We start from the raw sequence: 25,156 nt of genomic DNA, 5'->3' as shown, positions 1-25,156 counted from the left end.
GAGCCCACGATGACCAGCGTCCCCAGCATGTTCGACCGGATCGGCGAGCAGGACCCCGACCGCGACTACTTCGCCACCGGCGGTACCGGTCGCTCCCACGACTTCTACACCGGCGAGGAGCAGTTCCGCCGGGAGATGAAGGAGATCTACGGGCGCCGCTGGCTGCCCGTCGACCACGTCTCCCGGCTGGGCGACAAGGGCAGCTACACCACGCTCGACATCGGCACCGGGTCGATCCTGCTCCTCCACGGCGACGAGGGCGTCCGCGCCTACCACAACTACTGCCGGCACCGGGGCTACAAGCTCGTCGAGGAGCCGAGCGGGCGGCGTCAGAGCATCGTCTGCCTCTACCACTGCTGGGTCTACGACCGGAACGGCGCGCTGAAGAGCCTCAACGGCACCTACCTGGACCACTTCTTCGACAAGGGCGAGAACGGCCTGATCCCGATCCGGACCGAGGTCCGCTTCGGCATGGTGTTCGTCAGCTTCTCCGACGACGCGCCGGACCTGGACGACGCGCTCGCCGAGTTCGGCGAGTTCGCCCGCGCCTACGAGCTGGCCGACCTGCAGGTCGTACAGGCCAAGGACTACCCGGTCGCCTCGAACTGGAAGCTGGTGGCGCACAACGTCAACGAGAGCCTGCACTTCCCGACCGCGCACAAGGACCTGCACCGCGTCACCGACTTCGACGACGCGGGCACCTACATGCTCGGTGGCGACCTCGTCGGCGCCTGGCAGGTCATCCGCGACGGCTACAACTCGGTGTCCTCGACCGGCCGCAGCGACCGTCGTCCCATCCCGTCGGTCCCCGAGGGCGACCTGCAGAAGATCAACTGGATCACGATCCTGCCGAACCTGCTCTTCGGGTTCACCGCGGACTACGTGATGGCGCAGTGGGTGTGGCCGGAGAGCCCCGGAACCTGCACCGTCCGCCACTTCTGGCTGTTCCACCCCTCCGAGACCGCGCGCCCGGACTTCTCCCACGAGGCGGTCTTCGCCCTGTGGGACAAGGCCAACCACGAGGACTGGGAACTGTGCGAGCGCACCCACCGGGGGCTGTCGAACCCGTTGTGGAGCCCGGGTCAGCTCTCGCTCGACGAGGAGGTCGTCTCCCAGATCGACGCCTGGGTCGCACGGGCCACCGACCCCGCCGCCGGGGGAACGGGGACCGCGACGTGAGCGCCACCTGCCACCTCCTGGGCGGCACCCGGGTGCTGACCCGCTGCGGCGACGCGCTGCTCGCCGCCGGTGCGACCGTCCGCGGGGTGTTCAGCGACGACCCGCTGGTCCGTGCCTGGGCCGCGGAGCACGGCGTCCCCTGCCGTCCCGCGTCGGACGACCTCGTCGCGGCGCTGACCGCCGAGCCGGCCGACTTCCTGTTCAGCATCGTGAACCAGCGGGTCCTCCCGGCCGAGGTCCTCGCGCTGCCGTCGATCGCGGCGGTCAACTTCCACGACGGCCCGCTGCCCCGCTACGCCGGCAGCAACGTCGCGGCCTGGGCGGTGTTCGACGGCGCGCCCCGGCACGCGGTGACCTGGCACGTGATGGCCGACCGGGTCGACGCCGGGCCGGTGCTGGCCGAGCGGTGGTTCCCGGTGCGCCCGCACTCGACCGGGCTCTCGCTCACCTGGGAGGCCACCGAGGCGGGGATCGCGCTGTTCGACGGGATCGTCGGGGACCTCGTCCGGCGGACACTGCCGACGCCGGTCGACGTCGGCGGCCGCGAGCGGCGGTTCCACCGACGGGCGGCGCGGATGGACGACGGGCTCGTCCACCCCGGTACCCCGGCCGACCGGGCGGAGCGGCTGGGCCGGGCGATGGACTTCGGGTCGTTCCCGAACCCACTGGGCATCCCGGCCGTGCTCACCGGCGCCGGTGCCGTGCTGTGCCGGCAGCTGCGCGCCGTCCCGCGGGAGGTGCACCGGGCCGGACCGACCGTCACCTCGGTGCTCCCCTCCTCCATCACCGTGGCCTGCACCGACGCCGACCTCGTGCTCTCGGACCTCACCGCGGCCGACGGCAGCAGACTGTCCGGGACCGCGGCCGCGCAGCGGCTGGGAGCCGTCGTGGGCTCGCCGCTGCCCCCCGTGGACCCCGCGCGGCTCGCCGCCGTCACCGCGGCGCTCCGCGCGGTGCGCCCCCACGAGACCTGGTGGCGGGACCGGCTCGACGACATCCGCCCGGTCCCGCTCGCGGCCGACGACTTCTCCGCCGCGACGGCCCACTACGCGCGGCTCCCCCTGGCCGTCGTCCCCGCCGCTCCCGAGGAGACCGCGCTCGTCGAGCAGTCACTGCTGCAGGTGCTGTCCCGGCGCACCGGCGCACCGGTCTTCGACGTGGCGTGGTCCACCACCGCCGCGCGGACGACCGGCGAGGTCACCGCGCAGCTGGTCGCCGAACGCGTCCCGGTCCGCTGGGACGCCACGACACCGTCGTCGTTCGAACGGGCCTGTGCCGAGGCGGACGAGCGGGTGGGCTACGCCGCGGACCTGGAGATCCGGGCCGGGCTCGCGCCGCGCCCGCTCGGCTCGGACACACCCTCCTTCACCCGCGCCGCGCTGCTGCGGCGCGAGCACGACCAGGACGCGTCCATCGACCCGGACACCGAGGTCGCGCTGGTGTCGGTGCCGGGGACGGCACCGCTGCTGTGCGTACGGGCGACCTGGCTCGACGGGGCCGCGGCCCTGGACCTGGCCGAGGAGGTCGAGGAACAGGCCCGTCGGGCCCTCGCGGGGACCGCGCCGTCGCCCGCCGGCCCCGCCCCGGACGCGGTTCCGGCTCCGGCTCCGGCTCCGGCTCCGGCTCCGGCTCCGGCTCCGGCGACCGTCCTGGAGCTGTTCGACGCCGCCGTGGCGGCCCACCCCGACGCGGACGCGGTGCGCTGCGGGGGACGCACCCTCAGCTACACCGAGCTGGACCGGTGGGCCGACGCGGTGGCGGCCTCGCTGTACGAGGAGGGCGTCGGCCCCGGCGACATCGTCGCGGTCCTGTCCGGACGGGGTCCCGACCTGCTGCCCGCCGTCCTCGGCGTGCTGCGCTGCGGGGCGGCGTTCCTCCCGCTCGACCCGGGGTTCCCCCGGGAGCGGCTACGGCGCTACCTCGAGGTGGCCGGCGCCGGTCCGGTGCTGGCCGACGCGGCCTGCGAGCAGCTCGGCCACGAGCTCGGCACCGTCCGACGCATCGGCGCCGACGACGGCCGGGTGCTGGCCGTGCCGCCCGCGGTGGACCCCACCGACCTCGCCTACGTGCTGTTCACCAGCGGCTCGACCGGTGAGCCGAAGGGCGTCGAGATCGGGCACGCCGCGCTGGGCAACTTCCTGACCGGCATCGCCGGGGTGCTGGGCAGCGCACCGGGTGACCGGGTCCTCGCCCACACGACGACGGCGTTCGACATCTCGTTGCTCGAGCTGTTCCTGCCGCTGACCACCGGTGGCTGCGTGGTGCTCGCGTCGCGCTCCGAGGCGGCGGACCCGGGCGCACTGGCCGGGCTGCTGGCCGGTGTCGACGTCGCCCAGGCGACCCCCAGCCTGTGGCGGATCGTGCTGGACGACGGGTGGACCCCGCACCCCGGTCTGACGGTGCTGTCCGGTGGGGAGGCCCTCCCCCGGTCGGTCGCCGAACGCCTGCTGGGCGGCCGGGCGCTGTGGAACCTCTACGGCCCGACGGAGGCCACGATCTGGGTGACCTGTGCCCTGATCGACGACCCCGCCGTGATCGGTCTCGGGGCGCCGCTGCCGGGGATCGGGCTGCACGTGCTCGACGACGACCTCGAACCCGTCGCCCCCGGCGGCACCGGTCAGCTCCACCTGTCGGGCACCGGCCTGGCCCGCGGGTACGTCAACCGCCCGGAGCGCACCGCCGAGGTGTTCGTCCACGACCCGCGCTCCGGAACCCGGTACTACCGGACCGGTGACCTGGTCGCGCTGCACATCGACGGCCGTCTGGAGTGGCTCGGCCGGGCCGACGCGCAGGTCAAGATCCGCGGCTTCCGCATCGAGCCGGGCGAGATCGAGGCGGTGCTGGAGCGCCGCCCGACGGTAGGCGCGGCCGTGGTCGTGGCGGCGGCGTTCGAGGGTCGTGGCGAACCGCAGCTGACCGCCTACCTCACGACGACCGGGCCCTGCGACCGCGAGGAGCTGACCGCGGCGCTGCGCCGCGAGCTGCCCGGCTACATGGTCCCCGCCGCGTTCGTCCCGGTCGCGGACCTCCCGCTCACCGGCAACGGCAAGGTCGACCGGGCACGGCTGCCGGTCCCCACCCGGGACACCATCCTGCGGGCGGGCTCCGGGCAGCCGCCCGCCGGGGCCACGACGGACGACCCGGTCGCCGCGATCGGGGAGGTCCTCGGCGAGGTGCTGGGCATCGCCGCCCTGGGGCCCACCGACAACTTCTTCGACCTCGGCGGCAACTCGATCACGGTGGTCACCGCGGCCACCGCGCTCACCCGCAGGCTGGGGTCCGAGGTGGGACCGACCGGCATCCTCGCGACCGGCACCCCGGCGCGGCTGGCCGCGCTCCTGGGTCGGGCGGTCGCACCCCGGGAGCAGCAGGTCGCCGCCGCACCCACCCCGGCACCCGTCCCCGCTCCCACCGGCCCGGCGGCGGTGCCCGTCCCCGCGTCCACCGGCCCGGCGGCGGCCGTGACGGAGCGTGCCCCGCACGAGGTGCCCCCGGCGCAGGGGCCGGCCGCCGACGAGCCGGTCGCCGTGATCGGCATGGCCTGCCGGTTCCCCGGCGCGGCCACCCCGGACGAGTTCTGGGCGGCCCTCACCGGGGGCCACGTCGCGATCGGCCCGGCCCCGGCCGGGCACCGGGGCTGGGACTCCCTGTGGTCCGACGACGACGAGACGCGGGCCGGCTGGCTGGCCGACGTGGAGCTGTTCGACCCCGACCGCTTCGGCATGTCCGACCGCGAGGCCCGCCGCACCGACCCGTTGCAGCGGCTGCTGCTCACCGTCACCGCGGAGGCCGTGGAGTCCGCCGGGCACGACCCGGCGTCCCTCGGGCGCCGCACCGGGGTGTTCGTCGGGACCATCGCCGGCGACTTCGGCGAGCTCGTGGCCGCCGCCGACGGCCACGCCGACCCGCACGCGGCCACCGGCTCGGCGATGGCGCTGCTGGCGAACCGGGTGTCGCACGTGTTCGACTGGACCGGGCCCAGCTTCTGCCTGGACACCGCCTGCTCCTCGTCGCTCGTCGCCCTGCACCAGGCCGTGCTGCAGCTGCGTGCCCGGCAGAGCGACGCCGCGGTGGTCGCGGCGGCCAACCTGATCCTCACGCCGTCCAAGTCGCGGTCGTTCGCGCGCAACGGCATGCTCTCGCCGCGCGGCCGCTGCCGGGCCTTCGACGAGGACGCCGACGGCTACGTGCGCGGCGAGGGTGCGGCCGCGATCGTCCTGAAGCGGTACTCCGACGCCGTCCGTGACGGCGACGCCGTCCTCGCGGTCGTCCGCGGCGTCGCGGTGAACCACACCGGCGCCGGGGCCGGGTTCCTCACCGCGCCCAGCGGCCCCGCGCAGACCGAGGTCGTCCGCGAGGCCCTGTCGGCCGCAGGGGTCGGCCCGCACGGCATCGGCTACGTCGAGGCCCACGGCACCGGAACCCGGCTCGGCGACCTGGTCGAGCTCGAGGCGCTCGGCGAGGCCCTCGGCCCCGCCGCCGCGGGGTCGGTCCCGATCGGTTCGGTCAAGAGCAACGTCGGCCATCTGGAGCCCGCGGCCGGGCTCGCCGGTCTGATCAAGACCGTCCTGGCGCTGCAGGCCGGCACCGTTCCGGGGACCCCCGGGATCGAGACCCCCAACGCCCGGTTCCGGTTCGAGGCCTCCCCGCTGTTCGTGCCGGACCGGCCGGTGCCCTGGACCGGACCCCGGGTGGCGGGGGTGAGCAGCTTCGGGTTCGGCGGGGTGAACGCCCACGCGGTGCTCGCCGCCGTCCCGGCCCCCACCCACGACGACCGCGGCCCGGGCCTGCTCGTGCTGTCCGCGGGCTCGGAGCGCGCGCTGCACCGCCTCGCGGAGAGGTTCCTGCTGTTCCTGCGGTCCGAGCACCGACCGGGCCTGGCGGCGTTGTGCGCCACCGCCCTGCGCCGGCACCACCGCGCCCACCGGTTCGCCTGCGTCGTCGACTCGGCGGAGCAGCTGGAGGACAAGCTCATGCTGTTCCTCGCCGGGAACCGGGACAGCCGCTCCAGCCACACCGGGGTGGCACCGGCCGACCCGTCGTCGCCGCCGGAGCGGTTCGGGGTGCACGGCGACGACCGGGCGACCCTGGACGAGGCCGCACGACGGTTCGTCGCCGGCGGCGCACCCGTGGTCACCGGCACCGCCCGGGCGGTGCGGATCCCGACCGTCCCGCTGGAGGAGCGCAGGCTCTGGCTGGAACGCCCCGCCGCACGGGCGGCACGGCGCGGGGGCCAGGTCCATCCCGGCGCCGCCCTCGGAGCCGCCGCGTCGGTCTTCGGCGGGACACGGGACCGGGAGTGGGGCGAGCTGCCCGAGGCCGAGGGGCACGTCGTGCTGGGCGCACCGGTACTGCCCGGCGCCGCCTACCCGCAGAAGGTCGCGGAGCTGCGGGGCGGACTGCCGTTCGCCCTGCAGGACATGACGTTCCGGGCGGTGGTCCGTCCGCCCACGCTCCTGTCCGCACGGCTCGCGGACGGGACCGTCCGGTTCCGCGACGGCGACGGGGTGCTGGTGTGCGACGCCCGGCTTCTCGACACCGTCCCGGCACGCCCCGCCGCCGTGGAACCGGCCACCGGCGACGCGGCCGACATCGCCGCGTTCTACCGCGACCTGGAACGGCACGGCCTGGCCTACGGCGGGCGCTTCCGCTGCCTGCGCACGCTCGTCGTGGGCGACGGGGTCGCCACCGGCGAGCTCGCGCTCGACGGCGACGTCACCGGTGTGCTCGAGCCGGCGCTGCTCGACGGCGCGTTCCAGGTCGCGCTCGCCGCCTGCGGGGCGCGGGGCCTCTACGTGCCGTTCTCGGTGCACCGGCTGACCGTCCACGGCCCGCTGCCGCCGCGCCTCACCGTGCTTGCGCAGCGGACCGACCGCGGGTCCGGGGACGACCGGACCGTCGTCGCCGACATCACCGTCCACGCCGGCGACGAGGTCCTGCTGCGGGCCGAACGGGTCACCTGGACCCGGCTCGCCGCGACGGGGCCGGTCCCGTCCGACGACGACGCGGCCGGGTCCACCGGGGACGGGCCCGTGCGGAACGGGGTCCCCGCGGTGACCGCGTCACCGGCGACGAACGGGCACCCGGCGCCGGCCGGCGGTGGGGCGCACCGCCCCGACGCCGGTGGGCGGGACCTCGGGGCCGTCGTGGCGGAGTGGATCGCCCGGGTGCTGGAGATCGACACGGCCGAGGTCGAGCCCGACCGGCCGCTACAGGAGCTCGGCCTGGACTCGATGCTGGCCGTCTCGGTCGCCCAGGACCTGCGTGACCGTCTCGGTGTGGACCTGCCGATGACGCTGGTGCTCGAGGTCGGCACGCTCGACGGCCTGGTGCGGGAGCTGCGCGAGGTCTACGGCGTGACCTCGACGCCCGCCGAGGGGACCGACGACGGTTCCGCGACCGGCCCCGGCGGCTCCGACATCGTCCGGCCGGGTACGGTCCCGGTACCGGACGTGCCGCCCGCGCCGTCGACGACCGAGCCGGCGGCACCGGAGCCGGCCCCGGCGGACCGTGGCCGGGACGACCGGCCCACCGACGACCGCGGCCTGCACGACATCGCGATCATCGGCGTCGACGGGGTGTTCCCCGGCGCCGGCGACGTCGACGGGCTCTGGGACGTGCTCGTCGAGGGCCGGGACTGCCTGACCGAGGTCCCCACCGACCGCTGGAACCTCGACGAGTACTACGCGACCGACTCCACCCCCGGCACCGTCTACCTGCGCCGTGCGGGGTTCGTCGACGACCTGGAGGGCTTCGACGCGGCCTTCTTCCGGATCGCGCCGAACGACGCCGGCTGGATGGACCCGCAGCAGCGCCACCTGATCCAGTCGGCGTGGCGGGCGCTGGAGGACGCCGGCCTGTCCGGACGGACCGCGGACACGACCGTCGGCGTCTACGTCGGGGCCAGCTACCAGCACTACCGCGACCAGGTCGTCGGTGACGTCGTCCAGACCGCTGCCGGGCTGGGCAACCACAACGCGATGCTCGCCAACCGCGTGAGCTGGTTCATGGACCTGCGCGGCCCGAGCATGACGATCGACACGCTCTGCTCGTCGTCGCTGGTCGCGCTGCACACCGCCGTCCGCAGCCTGCGCGAGGGCGAGTGCCGGGTGGCGCTCGTCGCCGGCGTGCACATGGCCCTGTCGCCGCAGTACTTCCAGCTCGGATCCCGTCTGCGGTCGTTCTCCCCGACCGGTGGTTCGCGGGCGTTCGACGACGACGCCGACGGCTTCGTCCCCGGCGAGGGCGTCGTCACCGTCGTCCTCAAACCGCTGCGCGACGCGCTCGCCGACGGCGACCCCGTCCACGGGGTGATCACCGGCACCGCGGTCAACCACGGCGGCCGGGCCGCCGGGGTGACGGTGCCGACCACCAACGCCCAGCGCGACGTCGTCACCGCCGCCCTGCGCGACGCCGGCGTCTCGCCCGACACCATCACCCTCGTCGAGGCCCACGGCACCGGTACGAGCCTGGGCGACCCCATCGAGATCGACGGGCTCACCCGGGCCTGGCGCCCCCACACCGGCCGTCACCAGTACTGCGCCATCGGCTCGGTCAAGTCCAACATCGGTCACCTCGAACCCGCCGCGGGCCTCGCCGGACTCGCCAAGATCATCCTGGCTCTCCGCCACGACACCCTCCCCCCGACCCGGAACCTCCATCGGCCCAACGACCACATCCGGTTCGAGAACACGCCCTTCTTCCCCGTCGTCGAGCCGATGCCGTGGCACCGGAGCGACGGCGCCCCCCGCCGGGCGGCGCTGTCCGCCTTCGGCATGGGCGGGGTGAACGCCCACGTCATCGTCGAGGAACCACCGCTGCGCAGCGGACCCGCACGTCCGGCCGAGGAGCCGGCCGGGTCGCACGTGCTGCGGGTGACCGCGCCGACCGAGGAGGGGCTGCGTGCCGTCGCGGCCGGCTACGCCCACCACCTGCGCACCCGCCCCGGCGACCGGCTCGACGACGTCGCCCGCACCGCGAACACCGGGCGGGCCGGGCAGCGGTGGCGGCGGCTGCTGCACGCCCGCGACCGGGACGGCATGGTCGCGGCGCTGGACGCCGTCGCCGACGGGACCGGGCCGGCGCCCGCCCCGGCCCGGCGCGCACCCACCCCGGTGACCTTCGCCTTCACCGGCCAGGGCGCCCAGTGGGCAGGCATGGCCCGCGCGCTGTGGCGGTCCGAACCCGTCTGCGCGGCCGTGTTCGACGAGTGCGCCGCCGCACTGCGCGGCCACCTCGACGTGCCGTTGGAGACGCTGCTGGAACGCGACCCGCTCCTGGGCACCGACCACGCCCAGCCGGCGATCGTGGCGACCCAGATCGCCCTGGTCACCCTGCTCGCAAGCTGGGGGGTGCGCCCCGACGCCGTCGTCGGGCACAGCGTCGGCGAGCTCACCGCCGCCTGGGCCGCCGGGGTGCTCGACCTGCCGGAGCTGCTGCGCGCCACCGCCCTGCGGGGGCGGCTGATGGCGTCCGCGCCCGGACCGGGGGCGATGGCCGTCGTCCGCGGCGACCTCGACCTCACCCGGGCCGCGATCGCGGCCCACCCGGGCCTGGAGATCGCCGCCGACAACGGCCCGGGCGCGACGACGGTCACCGGTCCCGCCGACGCGGTGGCCGCCCTCCTCTCCTCCGGTGCCGTGCGGGCCACCGCGCTCCCGGTGGCGCACGCCTTCCACTCCGCGGCGATGGCCGGTGTCGTCGACCCGTTCGCCGAGCACCTCGCCGGTCTCGGGCTGCGGGCGCCGTCGATCCCGTTCGCCTCGACCCTGACAGGCGGGCTGCACACGTCGCAGACCGCCACCGACCCGGCGTCCTACGCCCGGGCGGTCCGTGCCCCGGTGCTGTTCGGGCCGGCGGCCGCGGAGCTCGACGCCCGGGTGCCGGAGGAGCAGGCCCACATCTGGTGGGAGATCGGTCCGCAGCCCGCGCTGCTGCCGTTGCTGCGCCGGATCGTCGCCCCGCGCGAGGGCCGGACCCGGTTCCGCGCCACGCTGCGGCGCGACGAGGGCACGGCGCCGCTGCACCGCGCGCTGGCCGACCACCACGACGAGACCGACGCGGGCCTGGACCCGGCCGCCCACCACCGGGGCAAGCCGCACGTCACCGTCCGCATCCCGACCTACCCGTTCGCCCGCGTCCGGCACTCCGCCCTGCCCGGCGTGCCCCCGGTGGCCGCCCCGACCGACGGCGCCGCGGCAGCGGCCCGTCACCCCTTCCTCGACGGACGTTCCGGAGGCCTGGCGTCATGACCGACTCGGAGCTGCTCCAGCTCACCTTCACCGACGCCGACCCGCTCGTCGGCGACCACCGCAAGGACGGCCGGGCGCTGCTGCCGGCCGCCGTCCAGATCGAGCTGGCGCTCGTCGCGACGGGGGGCACAGCGCTGCGGGACGTGTCGTTCCGCAGGCCGGTCGTCCTCCCCCACGGCGGTTCCGCGACGGTGCGGCTGGTCGGCTCCGGGGCCGCTCCGGGCACCGTGCGGCTGCACGCCGACGGGATCGGCGGGCCGGTCGGCACGGCGACCCCCGCCGGCACCGTGGCGGCGCCGGCCGCGGCGGCGCCGCCACCCGCGGTCGACGGCACGTCCTGGGACCCGGAGCGGGTCTACGCGGCCTGGTCGGGAGCCGGGCTGGAGTACGGGCCGTCCTTCCGGACGCTGTCCTCGCTGGTCGTCGGCGACGGGGCGGCCGAGGCCGTGCTGCGCAGCGAGGACACGCGCCCGTGGATCGGGCACCCCCTGCTTCTCGACGGTGTCCTGCAGCTGTCCGCCCTGGTCCTCCAGGGGGCGACGGCACCCGAGGACGTGCGCCCGCTGTACCCGGTCGGCGTCGACCGGGTCGTGGTGCACGCGCCGCTGCGGGGTCCGGAGGTGACCGTGCGCGCTCGGTGTCCGGAGCCGGCCGGGAACGGGACGGGGCGGTGCGACGCGGTGGTCGTCGACGGGACCGGCCGGGTCGTGGCCGAGCTGCTCGGGCTGCGGATGCGCGCGGCGGTCGTGGCGACCGCGCTCTCGGGGCCGGCAGCGGTACCGGAACCGGCGCCCGCGCCGATGCGGGCGCTGCGCTGGGTGCCGTCCGGGCCCGCCCCGGCACCCGCCCCCGGCGGCCGCTGGGTGGTGCTGCACCCCGGCGCCCCCGGATGCGCCGGCGCGTCGGCCGCCGACGCGTTGCGATCGGCCGGGTCGCGGGTCGAGGAGGTCACGACGGGGGTCCCCGACGACGACGGCCTCGCCCGGCTCTGGGGCGATCCGGCCGCGGACGACCGCCCGGACGGGGTCGTGCTGGCCACCGCGACCGGGGATCCCTCCGGGGACCGGGACCTGCTCGACACACTGCGGGTCGTCCGGTCGCTGACCGCCCGGCGCAGGCCGGGGCTGCGCCTCGTCGTGCTGACCGAGGGGGCCGCCGCGGCCGCGCCCGGGGACCGGCCCGACCCCGGCCGCGCGTCGGTCTGGGGGCTGCTGCGGACCGCGGCGATCGAGTACCCGGGCCTGTCGCTGCGGATGGTCGACACCGCGCCCGGCGGGGCCGTCACCGGCCCGGACCTGGGCGCGGGCCCGCCGGAGAGCGCGATCCGCGGTGACGCGCGGCTGAGCCCGGTCTGGGAGCCGCTGCCCGCCGGACCCGGCACGCGCCTGCCGGTGCGGCCCGACGGCGCCTACCTCGTGCTCGGCGGGCACGGCGGGCTGGGGCTCGCGGTCGCGGAGCGGTTCGCCCGCGACGGTGCGGGCGAGATCCACCTGGTGAGCCGCTCGGGCGGGTCCCGGCTGGACCCGTCGGCGACGGCCCCGATCACCGCGCACGGTGCGCTCGTGCGGTCCCACGCGATCGACGTCGCGGTCCCCGGCGCGCTCGCCGCGCTCGTCGCGGACCTGGGCGGACGGCCCCTGCGCGGCGTCGTCCACGCGGCCGGGGTGCTGCGCGACGGCCTCCTGCGGAGCGTCTCCGCCGAGGACCTGCGGGCGGTGGTCGCACCGAAGGCCGACGGCCTGCGCGAGCTCGTCGCCGCCGTCGCCGGGACCGAGCTGGAGCTCGCCGTGCTGTTCGGCTCCGTGTCGGGCGCCTTCGGCAACCTCGGCCAGGCCGGGTACGCCGCCGCCAACGCCCACCTCGACGCCGCGGCACACCGGCTCGGCGCGCCCTGGACCAGCATCGACTGGGGTCTGTGGGGCGAGATCGGGATGGGGGTGGAGGTGGCCGACCGGCTGCGCCGCCGGGGCGTGCACCCGCTCGGCACCACCGAGGGCCTGGACGCGCTCACCGCCGCGGTCCTGTCCGGCGAACGACAGGTGGTGGTGGCCCACCCGGACCGCGAACCCGGGTCCCCGGAGCCCGTTCCCGCCGCCGCACCCCCGCCGGCCCGGACCACGTCCGCCCGCACCGCACCGCCGTCGGGCTCCGGCCCGGCCGATCCGCTCGCCGCCGAGGTCACCGCCGCGCTGGTCGCCCGGCTCGGCGCCGAGGACCTGGCCGCGGACACCGCATTCGCCGAGTTCGGCATGGACTCGATCACGAGCGTGGAGCTGAGCGAGTCCCTCGGCAGGCGCTGGGACGTCACGCTGCCCCCCACCCTGTTCCTCGAGCATCCCGACGTCCGTGCGGTCGTCGCCGCGCTCCGCGACCGGCACGGCGTCGCCCCGGCCGGCGGGGAGCCCGGGCCGGTCCCCGCTCCGGCGCCGGTCCCCGCCACCGCACCCGCCGCGCCCGCCGCCGGCGGGCCCGGGCCGCGCGAGGTGCCCGACGGGGCGATCGCGGTCGTGGCGGTGTCGGGCGACCTGCCCGGCGCCGACGACCTCGACGGTCTCTGGGCGATGCTGCGCCGCGGCGACACCGCCTTCGGTCCGGTGCCGCCCGAGCGTTTCGACGTCGGCGAGGTGCTCCAGGACAGGGACACCGCCACCACCGGCACCTACTGCGGCACCGGCGCCTTCCTCCACGACATCGACCGGCTCGACCCCCGGTTCTTCGAGCTCGCCGTCCGCGAGGTCGCCGAGATGGATCCCCAGCAGAAGCTGCTGCTGGAGCACGCCTGGTCGGTCGTGCAGGAGGGCGGTGCCGCGGACCGGCGCGACGTCGGGGTGTTCGTCGGGGCCACCTACACCCACCACCGCGACGCGGCCGGCCTCGACCGGGTCGGTCCGCACACCGCGCTCGGCTCGATGAACGCACTGCTCGCCAACCGCATCTCCTACGCGCTGGACCTGACCGGGCCCTCGCTGACCGTCGACACACTGTGCTCGTCGTCGCTGGTCGCCCTGGAGCAGGCGGTGTCGGCGCTGCGGGCCGGCCGGTGCGGGACGGCGGTCGTCGCCGCCTGCCACGTCGGCCTGACCTCCTGGTACTACCGCAGCCTCAGCCGGCTCGGCGCGCTGTCGGCCGACCTGCCCCGCCCGTTCGACGCGGCGGCGGACGGCTTCGTCCCCGGCGAGGGCGCGGTGGCCGTCCTGCTCCGCCCCCTGGCCGACGCGCTCCGCGACGGCGACCACGTGCACGGCGTGATCCGTGGGGTCGCGACGAACCACGGCGGCCGTGCGGGCGCACTGTCGGTGCCGCGCAGCGTCGCGCAGGCCGACGTCCTGCGGGCCGCGCTCGCCGACGCGGGCGTCGACGCGTCGTCGGTGGACCTGGTGGAGACCCACGGCACGGCGACCCCGCTCGGCGACCCGATCGAGATCGCGGCGCTCGCCGAGGTGTTCGGCCCGGAGCGGGCCGCCCCGGTGCTCCTCGGGGCGCTGAAGGGCAACATCGGCCACCTCGAACCGGCCAGCGGCCTCGCCTCCCTGGTCAAGGTCCTACTGTGCCTGCGCCACGGCGAGATCCCGCCGGTCGCCGGGCACCGTGGGACCGGTGACCGGCTGCGGATGCCCGAGGGGGTCCTGGCGATCCCCGCCGCACCGACCGGCTGGGCCCCGGGCGACCGGCCGCGACGGGCCGGGATCAGTGCCTTCGGCATGGGCGGCACCAACGCCCACGTCGTCGTCGAGGACTGGCCGGAGGCCACCGGGGCCGGACACGACCCCGGCGCCGCCGGTGTCCTGCACCTGTCGGCGCACACGCCGGAGGCCCTGACCCGGCGGATCGCCGACCTGCTCGCGGTGGTACGCGCCGGGGCCGACCCCGGCGTGCTGTACACCGCGGCCGGGCAGGGCCGCAGGCACCTGGCCCTGCGGGTCGCGGTCGTCGCCCGCGGCGCCGGCGAGCTGGCCGACGGGCTGCACCGTGCCGCCGGTCGCGGCGCCGGGGCCGTCGTCCACCCCGACGACACCGACGACACCGTCGCCGGCCTCGCCGGGGCGGCCCGGGCCTGGGCCGCCGGCGGACCTCGCGGGCCCCTCGGGCCGGGCGCCGCCGACCGGCGTGCGCCGTTGCCGCCCTACCCCTTCCGGACCCCGCGCCCGCAGCCGTCGCCCACCGCGCCGGACGCGGCCGCGTCGGCCGCCCTGATCGCCGGGCACGAGGTCTTCGGACGGCCGACGGTGCCCGCGGCGCTGCTGCTGTGCCTGGGGCTCGACCGGGCGCCGGTACTGCGGGAGGTCACCTTCCCCACCCGCGGCACGGGCACCACCCGTCCCGAGCACGATCTCGACGACCTCCCCGACGGCGCGGTGGCGACCCTGCACCAGGACGGCCGCGTGATCGCCCGGCTGCGCCCGGAGCCCGGACCGGTGCGGCCGCCCGCACCCGACGACACCCCGTGCCCGCGCGAGCTCGACCCCGCGGGGCTCTACGCCTGGTTCGACACCCACGGCACCCGCTACGCGCCGGCGCTGCGCCGCATCGACGGCATCCGGCACGGGACGGGTGCGGTGACCGCGGAACTGCTGCCGGGAGACGGGTCGGCGGCCGACCGGGTCACCGGTGTCGACGCGGCACTGCAGGCGATGGCGGTGCTGACCCTCGGGGACCCGGCGCTGTCCGACACCGCCCTGCTCCCGGTGGGCATCGCCCGGGTCGTCGCGACCGGCGACCCCGCCGACGCGGTCGCGGTCCGGCTGCGGTCACGGGGCTGGCACGACGGGACCCACGTCGCGGACGCCTGGCTGATCGGCGCCGACGGGCCGGTCCTCGTCCTGGAGGGGATCCGGTTCCGGCCCGTGGCGGGGACCGGCGGACCCTCCCGGACGGCGGACGCCCACGACACGGCTCCCGGGTCGTCGCTCACCGCGGCCGGGCTGCTGGAGATCCTGCGCGGGGTCCTGGCCGACCCCTCGGTCGCGGCGACGACACCGCTGTCCGCCGTGGGCATGGACTCGATGCTCGCCGGTGAGGTCGCCGCGGAGCTCGGCGCCGCCGGAGGGGCCCCGGTGTCGCCGGTCGAGGTCCTGGCCGCCCGCGACGGCCGCGCCCTCGCCGTCGCCCTCGGGCTCCCGGACGGGCCACCGGCCTCCGCGGACACGGCCTCCGGGGACACGGCCTCCGGGGACACGGCCGGAGCCGGGCACGAGGCGCCGCCGGTCGCGGACGCCGCACTCGTCGAGGCCGTGGAGGAGGCGGTGGCTCCCGCGGTCGCGGCCCGCCGCACGTTCCCCGACCGGCCCACCGGCGACCGGCACGACGTCGCCGTCATCGGCCTGGCCGGGGTCCTGCCCGGCGCCGACGACATCGACGGGCTGTGGCCGTTGCTGCGCGACGGGCGCGACGCCCTGCGCCCGGCGCCGCCGGAGCGGTGGGACGGGCAGGACCGGCCGCTCGGCGGATTCGTCGACGGGATCGCAGGCTTCGACGCAGGCCTGTTCGAGCTCCACCCGCGTCAGGCCCGCCTGCTCGACCCGCAGGCACGGTGGCTGCTGCGCACGGTGTGGCAGGCGTGGGAGTCCGCCGGCGTCGACCCGACCGCCGCTCCCCGTCGCACCGGGGTGTTCGTCGGCGCCAGCTACCAGCACTACCGCGAGTACAACGTGGACCGCGAGCTGGACGCCGCCGCGGGCCTCGGTAACCACAACGCGTTCCTGGCGAACCGGGTCAGCTGGTTCTTCGACCTGCACGGCCCCAGCCTCACCGTCGACACGCTCTGCTCGTCGTCCCTGGTGGCCCTGCACACCGCCGTCCGCAGCCTGCGTGACGGGGAGTGCGACCACGCCGTCGTCGCCGGGGTCCGGCTCGCGCTCTCACCGCTGCACTACACGGCGATGGGCAACCTGGGGGCGCTGTCCCCCAGCGGTTCCGCGCGCGCCTTCGACGACGACGCCGACGGCTTCGTCCCCGGCGAGGGCGTCGTCACCGTCGTCCTGAAGCCGCTGCGCGACGCGCTCGCCGACGGCGACCCCGTCCACGCCGTCGTCACCGGCACCGCGGTCAACCACGGCGGCCGGACCTCCGGGCTCACCGTGCCGTCGGTGGCGGGCCAGCAGGAGGTGGTGTCCGCGGCGCTGCACGACGCCGGGGTCTCCCCCGACACCATCGGCTACCTCGAGGCCCACGGCACCGGGACCGCGCTGGGCGACCCCGTCGAGATCGACGCGCTGACCCGCGCGTGGACCCCGCACACCACCCGGCGCCAGTACTGCGCCATCGGCTCGGTGAAGACCAACATCGGCCACCTCGAGCCCGCCGGGGGCCTCGCCGGGCTCGCCAAGATCATCCTGGCTCTCCGCCACGACACCCTTCCCCCGACCCGCAACCTCCATCGGCCCAACGACCGCATCCGCTTCGAGCACACCCCGTTCCACCCCGTCCTCACCCCCACCCCGTGGCACCGCAACGGTGCCCCCCGCCGCGCCGCGCTCTCCGCCTTCGGCATGGGCGGCGTCAACGCCCACGTGATCGTCGAGGAACCGCCCGCGGGCGGGCCCCGCACACCGATCCCGGCCCGGGAGCACGCGCTGCGGATCTCCGCGGCGACCGAGGAGGGGGTGCGGCGGCTGGCCCGCGCCTATGCGGACCGGATCGGCGCCGCCGGGGACGACACCGAGCTCGCCGACGTCGTGCACACCGCGAACACCGGCCGCGCCCAGCTCACCCGGCGCGCCGCCGTCGCCGGCCGGTCCGCGGCCGAGCTGCGGACCGGGCTGCTCGCGGTGGCCTCCGGCGCCGCCCCGGTGGTGCGCGGCGGCGCGGCGGCGCCGGCGTCGGCACCCGCGGGCCCGGACGACCTCGTGGCCGCGGCCCTGGCCGGCGCCGACGGGCTCGACTGGGCGGCGTTCTCCGCGCCGACCGCGCGGCGGACCACCGTGCCCGGCTATCCCTTCGCCGACGAGGCCCACTGGAACACCACCGGTGACCGGCCGCGGGACCCGGCGCCTCCGCCCACGGTGGCGCGACCGGTGTGGCGCACGGGGTCCACCCCGGCGGGGCGGCCCCCGGTGGGCCTGGCCGTGCTCGTCGACGGCGGCGGGCCCGACCGGCGGGCCGCGCTGCTCGACCGGCTCGTCGCCGACGGGTGCCTCCCGGCCGACGGGCTGTCCGCCGCGGACGCCGTGGTCGTGCTCGACGACCCCGGCTCCACCACGGCCGGGTTCTGGGAGCGGCTGCGCGGCGTCGCCGCCGGGCTGCGGACCGGCGCGGTCTGTCTCTGGGTGCTGCACGACGCCGCGGCCGTCGATCCGCGCGAGGGGGCCGACCTGCGACCGTGGGCGGTCGCCCGTGGCGCGGCGGTGCGCGCGGCCGCGGCGGAACGCCGCTGGTCGGCGGCAACCGTGGACATCCGGCGCGACGACACGGCCGCCGTGGAGCAGCTGCCCGCCGAACTGTACGCGCTCGCGGCGGCCGAGCCGGGTCAGCCGGCCGAGCGGGCGCTGCGGGCCGGGAGCCGGCTCCACCGTGACCACGAGCGGCTGGCGCAGCAGACGCCCCGCGACGCCGACGCCTCCGGTTTCCACCTGGTCGTCGGTGGTCACGGCGCGGTGGGCCGCGAGCTCGTCGCCGCGCTGGCCGCACGCGGGGCCCGGGCGATCGTCGTGGTCGGCCGGTCGGTCGTCGAGCCGCCCGCCGTCGCCGGGGCGGAGGTGGCCTGCGCCCGCGCGGACGTGACCGACCCCTCCGGACTCGACGCCGTCGTCACTCGGTCCGCCGAACGGTGGGGACCGCTGCGCGGGGTCGTGCACTGCTCCGGGGTCGTGAACCCGGTGGGTGCACTCATCCGCCGGAGCTCCGCCGACGCCGAACGCGTGCTCGCCCCCAAGACCACCGGATCCGACGCCGTCGTCGCGCTGGCCCGCCGGCACGGGGCACGCTGGGTCGCCCTGGCCTCCTCGGTGGCCGGGTGGCTGCCGGAGGCGGGCCGCGGTGTCGTCGACTACGCCGCCGCCAACGCCTACCAGCTCGCGCTGGCCGAGCGGGAGGACACCCCCACGCTGCGGGTGACCGCGCACGCCTGGCCCGACTGGACCGGCACCGGCATGACCGCCGACCCCGCCTTCGCCGTCCGCCACTCGCTCACCCCGCAGCAGGGCCGGGCCACGTTCGCCGCCTCGTTCGACCACGGCGGCGCGGTCGTGGTCCTCGGCACCGCCGCGCAGCCCACCGGGGACACACCCGCCCCGGCTCCGGCGTCCGCGGCACCCCGCGACCCCGGCGCGGCCCCGGACCCGGCCGGCCCGGCCGCACCGGGCCGCGCGGCGGCGGCCGCGGCCGTGTCCGGTGCGTTCGACGCCGTCCTGGGCGAGGACCCCGGGGACGTCACGATCGGCTCACTCGGCCTCGACTCCATCACCGTCGCCGAGCTGACCGCGGCGATCGAGGCCCGCAGCGGCCGGTCACTGGACCCCTCGGTCCTGCTGCGGGCCCACACGGTCGCCGACCTCGTCACCGCCGTCAGCGGTACGGCACCCGGACCGGCCCCGGCGCCGCCGATGCCGGCGCCACATCCGGCGCCGGATGCGCCGGGCGACCTGCGCAGCCTGCTGAGCGATCTCGACGACCCTCGCACGGACGGGAAGGCCTGACATGACCGACCACCCGACCCACGACCTGGCCGTCATCGGACTGGCCGTCCGGCTCCCCGGGGCGGAGGACGTCACCGACCTGCGCGCCTTCCTGGCCGGGGACACCGTCACGGTGTCGCCGGTCCCGGCCGCGCGCTGGGCCCCGGAGCTGCTCCCGCGCCCGGATCTGCGGGGCGCGTTCCTGCAGGACCCGCACGCGTTCGACCACGAGGCGTTCGGTCTGTCCGCCGAGGACGCGGTCCGCATCGACCCGCAGCACCGGGTGATGCTGGAGGTCGGTGCCCGTGCGCTCGAGGAGTCCGGGTACCGGGGTCGCCGACGCCTGCGGGCGGGGGTCTTCGTCGGCGGCCGGATGAACGCCTACGGCTACGACGCGGGCACGCCCGGCCCGCAGGTCCCCGCCGGACCCCCCGCCGCGACGCTGTGGGGCCGGTCCCAGAACTTCGCCGCGGCCTGGCTGGCCGACCGGCTCGACCTCGCGGGTCCGGCGCTGGTGGTCGACACGGCGTGCTCGTCGTCGCTGACCGCCCTGTGGCTGGCAGGGCTGAGCCTGCGCAGCGGTGACTGCGACCTGGCCGTGGTCGGCGGGGTGGACCTGCTCGTCGACCCCCTCACCTACCGGCTGCTCGACGGAGCCGGGGCGCTGTCCGCCGACGGGCTGTGCCGCACCTTCGACCGCCGCGCCGACGGCTACGTGCCCGGGGAGGGCGCGGTGGCGCTGGTGCTGAAACCGCTGGCCGCGGCGCGGCGGGACGGTGACCGCGTGCTGGGGACCGTCGCGCACGTCGCCGCCAACAACGACGGCGCGACGATGGGGGTCACCACCCCGAACCTGGAGGCCCAGGTCGAGCTCCTCGACGAGGTCTACCGCCGGGTCGACCCCGCCACCGTGCAGATGGTCGAGACGCACGGCACCGGCACCGCGATCGGCGACCCGATCGAGGTCCGCGCCCTCACCGAGGTGTTCACCCGGCACGGGGTCGCGCCGGGCTCGGTCGCGCTGGGTTCGCTCAAGCGCCGCATCGGGCACCTGCACTCCGCCGCCGGTCTCGCCGGCCTGGCGGGGCTGCTCTGCGCGCTCGGCGACGGGGTCCTCCCCGGCGTGGGCGTCGAGCAGCCGAACCCGCGTCTGCAGATCGACGGCGGCCCGCTGCGGCTGACCGGTGCCGCCGAGACGTGGCCGGCCGTCCCGGTCCGCGGCGCCGGGCTGAGCGCGTTCGGGTTCGGCGGCACGAACGTGCACGCCGTGGTCACCGCGGCGGCCCCCGCGCCGCCGTCGGTCGGCACCGGACCGTTCGTGCTGACGCTGTCCGCACGGACCGACGACGGACTGCGCGAGCTGGCGGCCCAGTGGCTCGAGGCACTCCCCCGGCTCGGCGACGGGCTCGACGACGCCTGCGCCACCAGCAGGCTGTCCCGGCCGCACCGCGCCGTGCGTGTCGCCGTGTGCGGCGACGACGCCGACGCACTCGGCGCGGCCCTGCGACGCACCCTGCTGCGTACCGGGCCGGGGCCCGCACCGCGGCGGGCCACCGCGCCGTCGGTGCCGGGCGGCGACGCCGCGCGGTGGTTGCCCTGGCTGTCGGCGCACGTGCCGGCCGTGGCACGTCTGGTGGACCGGTTCGTCGCGGCGACCGGGGACCCGGTCGACGGCTGGGGGGGCCGCCGGGCCGCTCTCTGCGGGGCGATCGCCTGGCCGGTCGCGCTGGCCGCACTGGGGGCACCCGGCGCGGCGCTGCCCGCCGAGGGCCCGGGCGCCGCGGCCGCCGCCTTCGCGCTGGGCGACGACCCGGACCCCACCGCGACGGTCGCGGCGCTGCTGGCCACCGGGAGCCCGATCGGCGGTCCCGGCCCCCTCGACGGCACGACCGGCCCCGACGACCTCGTCCGACGGCTCGACGCGGTCCTGGCCGCGCTGTACGCCGACGGACACGACCTCGACTGGGACGGCCATCGCGGTGGCCGCTGGTTCCGGCGGGCCGACGTGCCCGTCGCCCAGGCCGACGGACGGGTGCTGGACCTGCGGGAACCGCAGCGCTCGGCCACGCCCGGCGGGCCGCTGCGGGTGCTGGAGCCGCAGGGTCCGGACGGATTCGCGTTCGAGCGTCTCCACGGCCCCGGTGAGACCCCGATCGCCCAGCACTCCGTCTTCGGGACGGCGATGCTGCCCGGGATGGCCTGGCTCGACCTGCTGCGGGCCGGGGCGGTCGCCGCGACCGGCGGCTTCGGCGGGCTGGCCGACCTGGTCTTCCACCGCCCGCTGCGCGCGCCCCACCCGGAGCTCGTGACGTGCCGGGCGACCGGCGACGGCGCGTTCGAGCTTCGCGGCCCGGACGGGCCGTACGCGCACGGGCGCTACCTCCCCGGCGCCGGGGGGCCACCGGACCGGCTGGACCTCGCTCCCCTGCTGGGGACCTGCGGGCCGTTGCGGTCCGGCACGACGCTATACCGCAGGCTGCGGGCGCTCGGCTACCGGCACGGCCGCTACTACCGCAACATCTCCTGGGTCGCGGCCGTCCCCGACGGCACGCTCGCCCGCATCGAGGGCGCACGGCAGCGCCGCTGGAACGACGCCGACGTCGAGCTGTTCCCGGGGCTCCTCGACAGCGTCACGATCGCCGCGCTCGACCTCGACCACCCGATCGCCGGCCGGGCCGACGCACCGGTGTTCATCCCGCTGTCGATCGGCGCGGTGCAGGTGCACGGGTCGCTGGAGCGGGCCGCGTTCGTCCACACCCGGGTCGGCTTCTGGAACGAGGAGGCGTGCCGGGTCACCCAGACCGTCACCGACGACGAGGGCGAGGTCCTGCTCGTCCTGCGCGACATCTCCTCCAAGCGGGTTCCGCCCACGGCCTTCGCCCCGCAGGCCGACACGGAGGCGTCCGTGCGGACGGCCGACGGGCCCGCCCGGGCTCCGGCGGCCGCGCCGGCCCCGGCTCCGGTCACCGCGAAGGCCGCGGAGGCCGGCGACCCGTCCGGCCCGGACGGGCGGCCGGCGCCCGCCGTGGTGCTGGACTGGTTCCTGGCCGAGACCGGACTCGGCCGCGACGCCGCGGACGAGGAGTTCCTCTCCGCGGGCTTCGACTCGGTGGGGCTGGTGGAGCTGAGCGAGCGTCTGTCCCGCGAACGGGACCTGTCGCTCTACCCGACGGTGTTCTTCGAGTTCCCGACCCCGCAGCGGTTCGCCGCATTCCTGGCCGAGGATGCACCGGCGCTGGTGCGCGCGCTGCGCAGCGAGCGGCCCGTCACCCCCGGTGCCGGGAGCGGCGGGACCGGGCGGCCTCCCGTCGCCGGGACACCCCCACCCGCGGCCCCCACCCGGACACCGTCTCCGGCGGCCACCCCGCCGGCGGCGACAGCACCCGCGGCGGCACCGGTGGCGGCACCGGCGGCGGTGGCCCCGGCCGAGCCGGATCCGGCCGGGCGGACGGACCGGGACCCGTCGCGTGACGTCGCTGTGGTCGGGATGGCGATCCGGGTGCCCGGCGCCTCGACACCCGAGCAGATGTGGCAGCTGCTGCGCGACGGGGTCGACACCGTCGACGGGCTCCCACCCGGACGGTGGACCGGCCACGAGGGGGACGGGCCCCGCGCGTCCTTCCTGCCGTCGATCGACCGGTTCGACCCGGCACCGTTCCGCATCTCGCCGCGCGAGGCCCCGATGATCGACCCACAGGCGCGGATCGTCTACGAGACGATCTGGGAGGCGCTGGAGGACGGTGGCCGGATCGGTCCGCGCGCCGAGGGCAGCAGGACCGGACTCTGGATCGCCTACAGCCACGACCACTACCACGAGGAACGCGCCCGGCTGGGCGTCGGCGACGGCCGGGGGCTGGGCCTCGAGGCGATGATCCCGAACCGGTTCTCGCACCTGATGGACTGGACCGGGCCGAGCATGGTCGTCAACACCCTGTGCTCGTCGGCCCTGGTCGCGCTGCACACCGCCCTGGCGCACCTGCGGTCCGGCGACATCGACACCGCCGTGGTCGCGGGGGTGCACGCCGCGATCAGCCCCGAGTACTTCACCTCGATGGGGGCGATGCGGGCCCTCTCCCCGAGGGCCCGGTGCGCCGCCTTCGACGCCGAGGCCGACGGGTTCGTCCCCGGCGAGGGCGCGTCCGCGGTCGTGCTGCGCCGCGCGGGTGACGCCGCCGCCGAGGGCGACCGGGTCCGCGGACTCGTCATCGGCGCCGCCGTCAACCACGGCGGCCGCACGAGCCGCTACTCCGCCCCGAGCCCGACCGCCCAGCGCGACGTCATCACCGCGGCCCTGCGCGACGCCGCCGTGTCCCCCGACTCCATCTCGCTGGTCGAGGCGCACGGCACGGGCACCAGCCTGGGCGACCCGATCGAGATCGACGGGCTGACCCGGGCCTGGCGTCCGCACACCGACCGTCGTCAGTTCTGCGCGATCGGCTCGGTGAAGTCGAACATCGGCCACCTCGAACCCGCCGCCGGGCTGGCCGGGCTGGTCAAGGTCCTGCTCGCCCTCGAGCACGCGACGATCCCACCCACCCTGCACCTGACCAGGCCGAACGACCACATCCGGTTCGAGGACACGCCCTTCTTCCCCGCCGTCGACCCGCTGCCCTGGCACCGGGTCGACGGCCGGCCCCGCCGGGCGGCGCTGTCCGCCTTCGGCATGGGCGGGGTGAACGCCCACGTCGTGCTGGAGGAGCCCGCCGTCGCCGACCGTGCTGCCGCCCCTGCCGGACGGAACCACGTGGTGACCGTGTCCGCGCCGACCGAGGACGCGGTGCGCGACCTCGCCGGCCGCTACGCCCGCACGGTCGCCGCCCTGCCCGGCGACGACGACCTCGCGGCCGTCGCGTGGACGGCCTGCGCGGGCCGGGCCCGCCAGCGGCACCGGGTGGCCGTGCACGGCACGACACGCGCCGAGCTCGCCGCGCGTCTCGACGCCGTCGCCGCGACCGCTCCGGACGCGGCACCGGTCGCCCGGGCCGGTACGGGAGCGGGCGGACCGCCGGTGTTCCTGTTCACCGGGCAGGGTTCGCAGTACCCGGGCATGGGGTCCGTGCTCTACCGCGACGAGCCGGTGTTCCGCGCGGCCGTCGACGACTGCGCGTCCCTGCTGGCGCCCTGGCTCACGGTCGGGCTGCACGACCTGCTGTTCCACTCCGAGGCCCGGGTGCTGACCCGCACCGACCATGCGCAGGTCGCGATCGTCGCGGTCCAGGTGGGCCTGGTCCGGCTGCTGGACTCCTGGGGGGTCCGCCCCGGGCACGTGATCGGGCACAGCGTCGGTGAGCTCACCGCTGCCTGGGCCGCGGGCTGCCTGGCCCTGCCCGAGCTCATGCGGGTCACCGCCTGCCGGGGACGGGCCATGCTCGACCGGCCGGCGACCGGCTCGATGGCCGTGGTGCACGCCGACCGGGCGACCGTCGCCGGGCTGCTGCGGGACCACCCGGAGCTGGAGATCGCCGCGCACAACGGCCCGTCCAACACCGCCGTCGCCGGACCGCGCGAGCGTGTCGCGGCCCTGCGGACGAGCCTCGCCGCCGCCGCACGACCGGTGGCGGTGACGCCGCTGAGCGTCAGCCACGCCTTCCACTCGCGGGACATGGCGGGGGCGGTCCCGGCGCTGCGGGCCGAGCTCGCGACGTCGGGGCTGCGGCCGCCGGAGATCGCTTTCACCTCGACGGTGACCGGGACCCGGCACACCGCGGCGACCGCGACCGACCCGCAGACCTGGGCCGACGGCCTCGTGACACCGGTGCTGTTCCACGAGGCGCTGTCGGAGGTGCACCGCACGGCCCCGGCCGGCTACTGGGAGATCGGGCCCCAGCCCGTGCTCGCCCGGCTGGCCGCGGACCTGGCCCCGGAGGCCGGGTTCGTCCGCTCGACCCTCGCGCGGGGACGCGACGACACCCTGCACCGCCACCTGTGCGACCACCACAACACCGCCGATCCCGACATCGACCCGGCGGGGGCGCCGCGGCGGCCCGGCCCCGGGATCGCGGACCTCCCCCGGTTCCCGTTCGCCCGTAGCCGCTACTGGGTCGGCGACGGGGACACCGGACGACAGGAGCGAAAGCCGACCGATAGGACGAGCCTCTAGCGTCGACGCACGGT

Annotated in this window: 4 protein-coding genes; all 4 read left to right on the top strand. The window is 76.9% G+C overall.

Features of this window, described 5'->3' with window-relative positions; genetic code table 11:
- Window positions 1-9: 9 nt before the first annotated feature.
- From KPL57_RS46195 to KPL57_RS46180, 4 genes are read left to right on the top strand one after another with little or no spacing between them, the layout of a single operon-like run.
- On the top strand, window positions 10-1,179 hold the full coding sequence (locus tag KPL57_RS46195) for an SRPBCC family protein (RefSeq protein ID WP_226356796.1): 1,170 nt from the start codon (window positions 10-12) through the stop codon (window positions 1,177-1,179).
- The gene (locus tag KPL57_RS46190; protein WP_226356795.1) at window positions 1,176-10,430 is read left to right on the top strand and encodes a polyketide synthase; all 9,255 of its coding nucleotides are present in this window, start codon (window positions 1,176-1,178) and stop codon (window positions 10,428-10,430) included. Before KPL57_RS46195 ends, KPL57_RS46190 begins: the two co-directional genes overlap by 4 nt.
- Window positions 10,427-19,063, top strand: coding sequence for an SDR family NAD(P)-dependent oxidoreductase (locus KPL57_RS46185; protein ID WP_226356794.1), 8,637 nt, complete (start codon window positions 10,427-10,429; stop codon window positions 19,061-19,063). Before KPL57_RS46190 ends, KPL57_RS46185 begins: the two co-directional genes overlap by 4 nt.
- A gap of 1 nt (window position 19,064) precedes the next feature.
- Entirely contained in the window at window positions 19,065-25,142 is a 6,078-nt protein-coding gene (locus KPL57_RS46180; protein ID WP_226356793.1) for a type I polyketide synthase, read from the top strand.
- The last annotated feature ends 14 nt before the right edge of the window (window positions 25,143-25,156 follow it).

This window comes from Pseudonocardia sp. ICBG601 (genome assembly GCF_020496245.1).
Note: the sequence above shows the minus strand (reverse complement) of the source record. Positions and strands in the feature narration are given on the sequence as shown.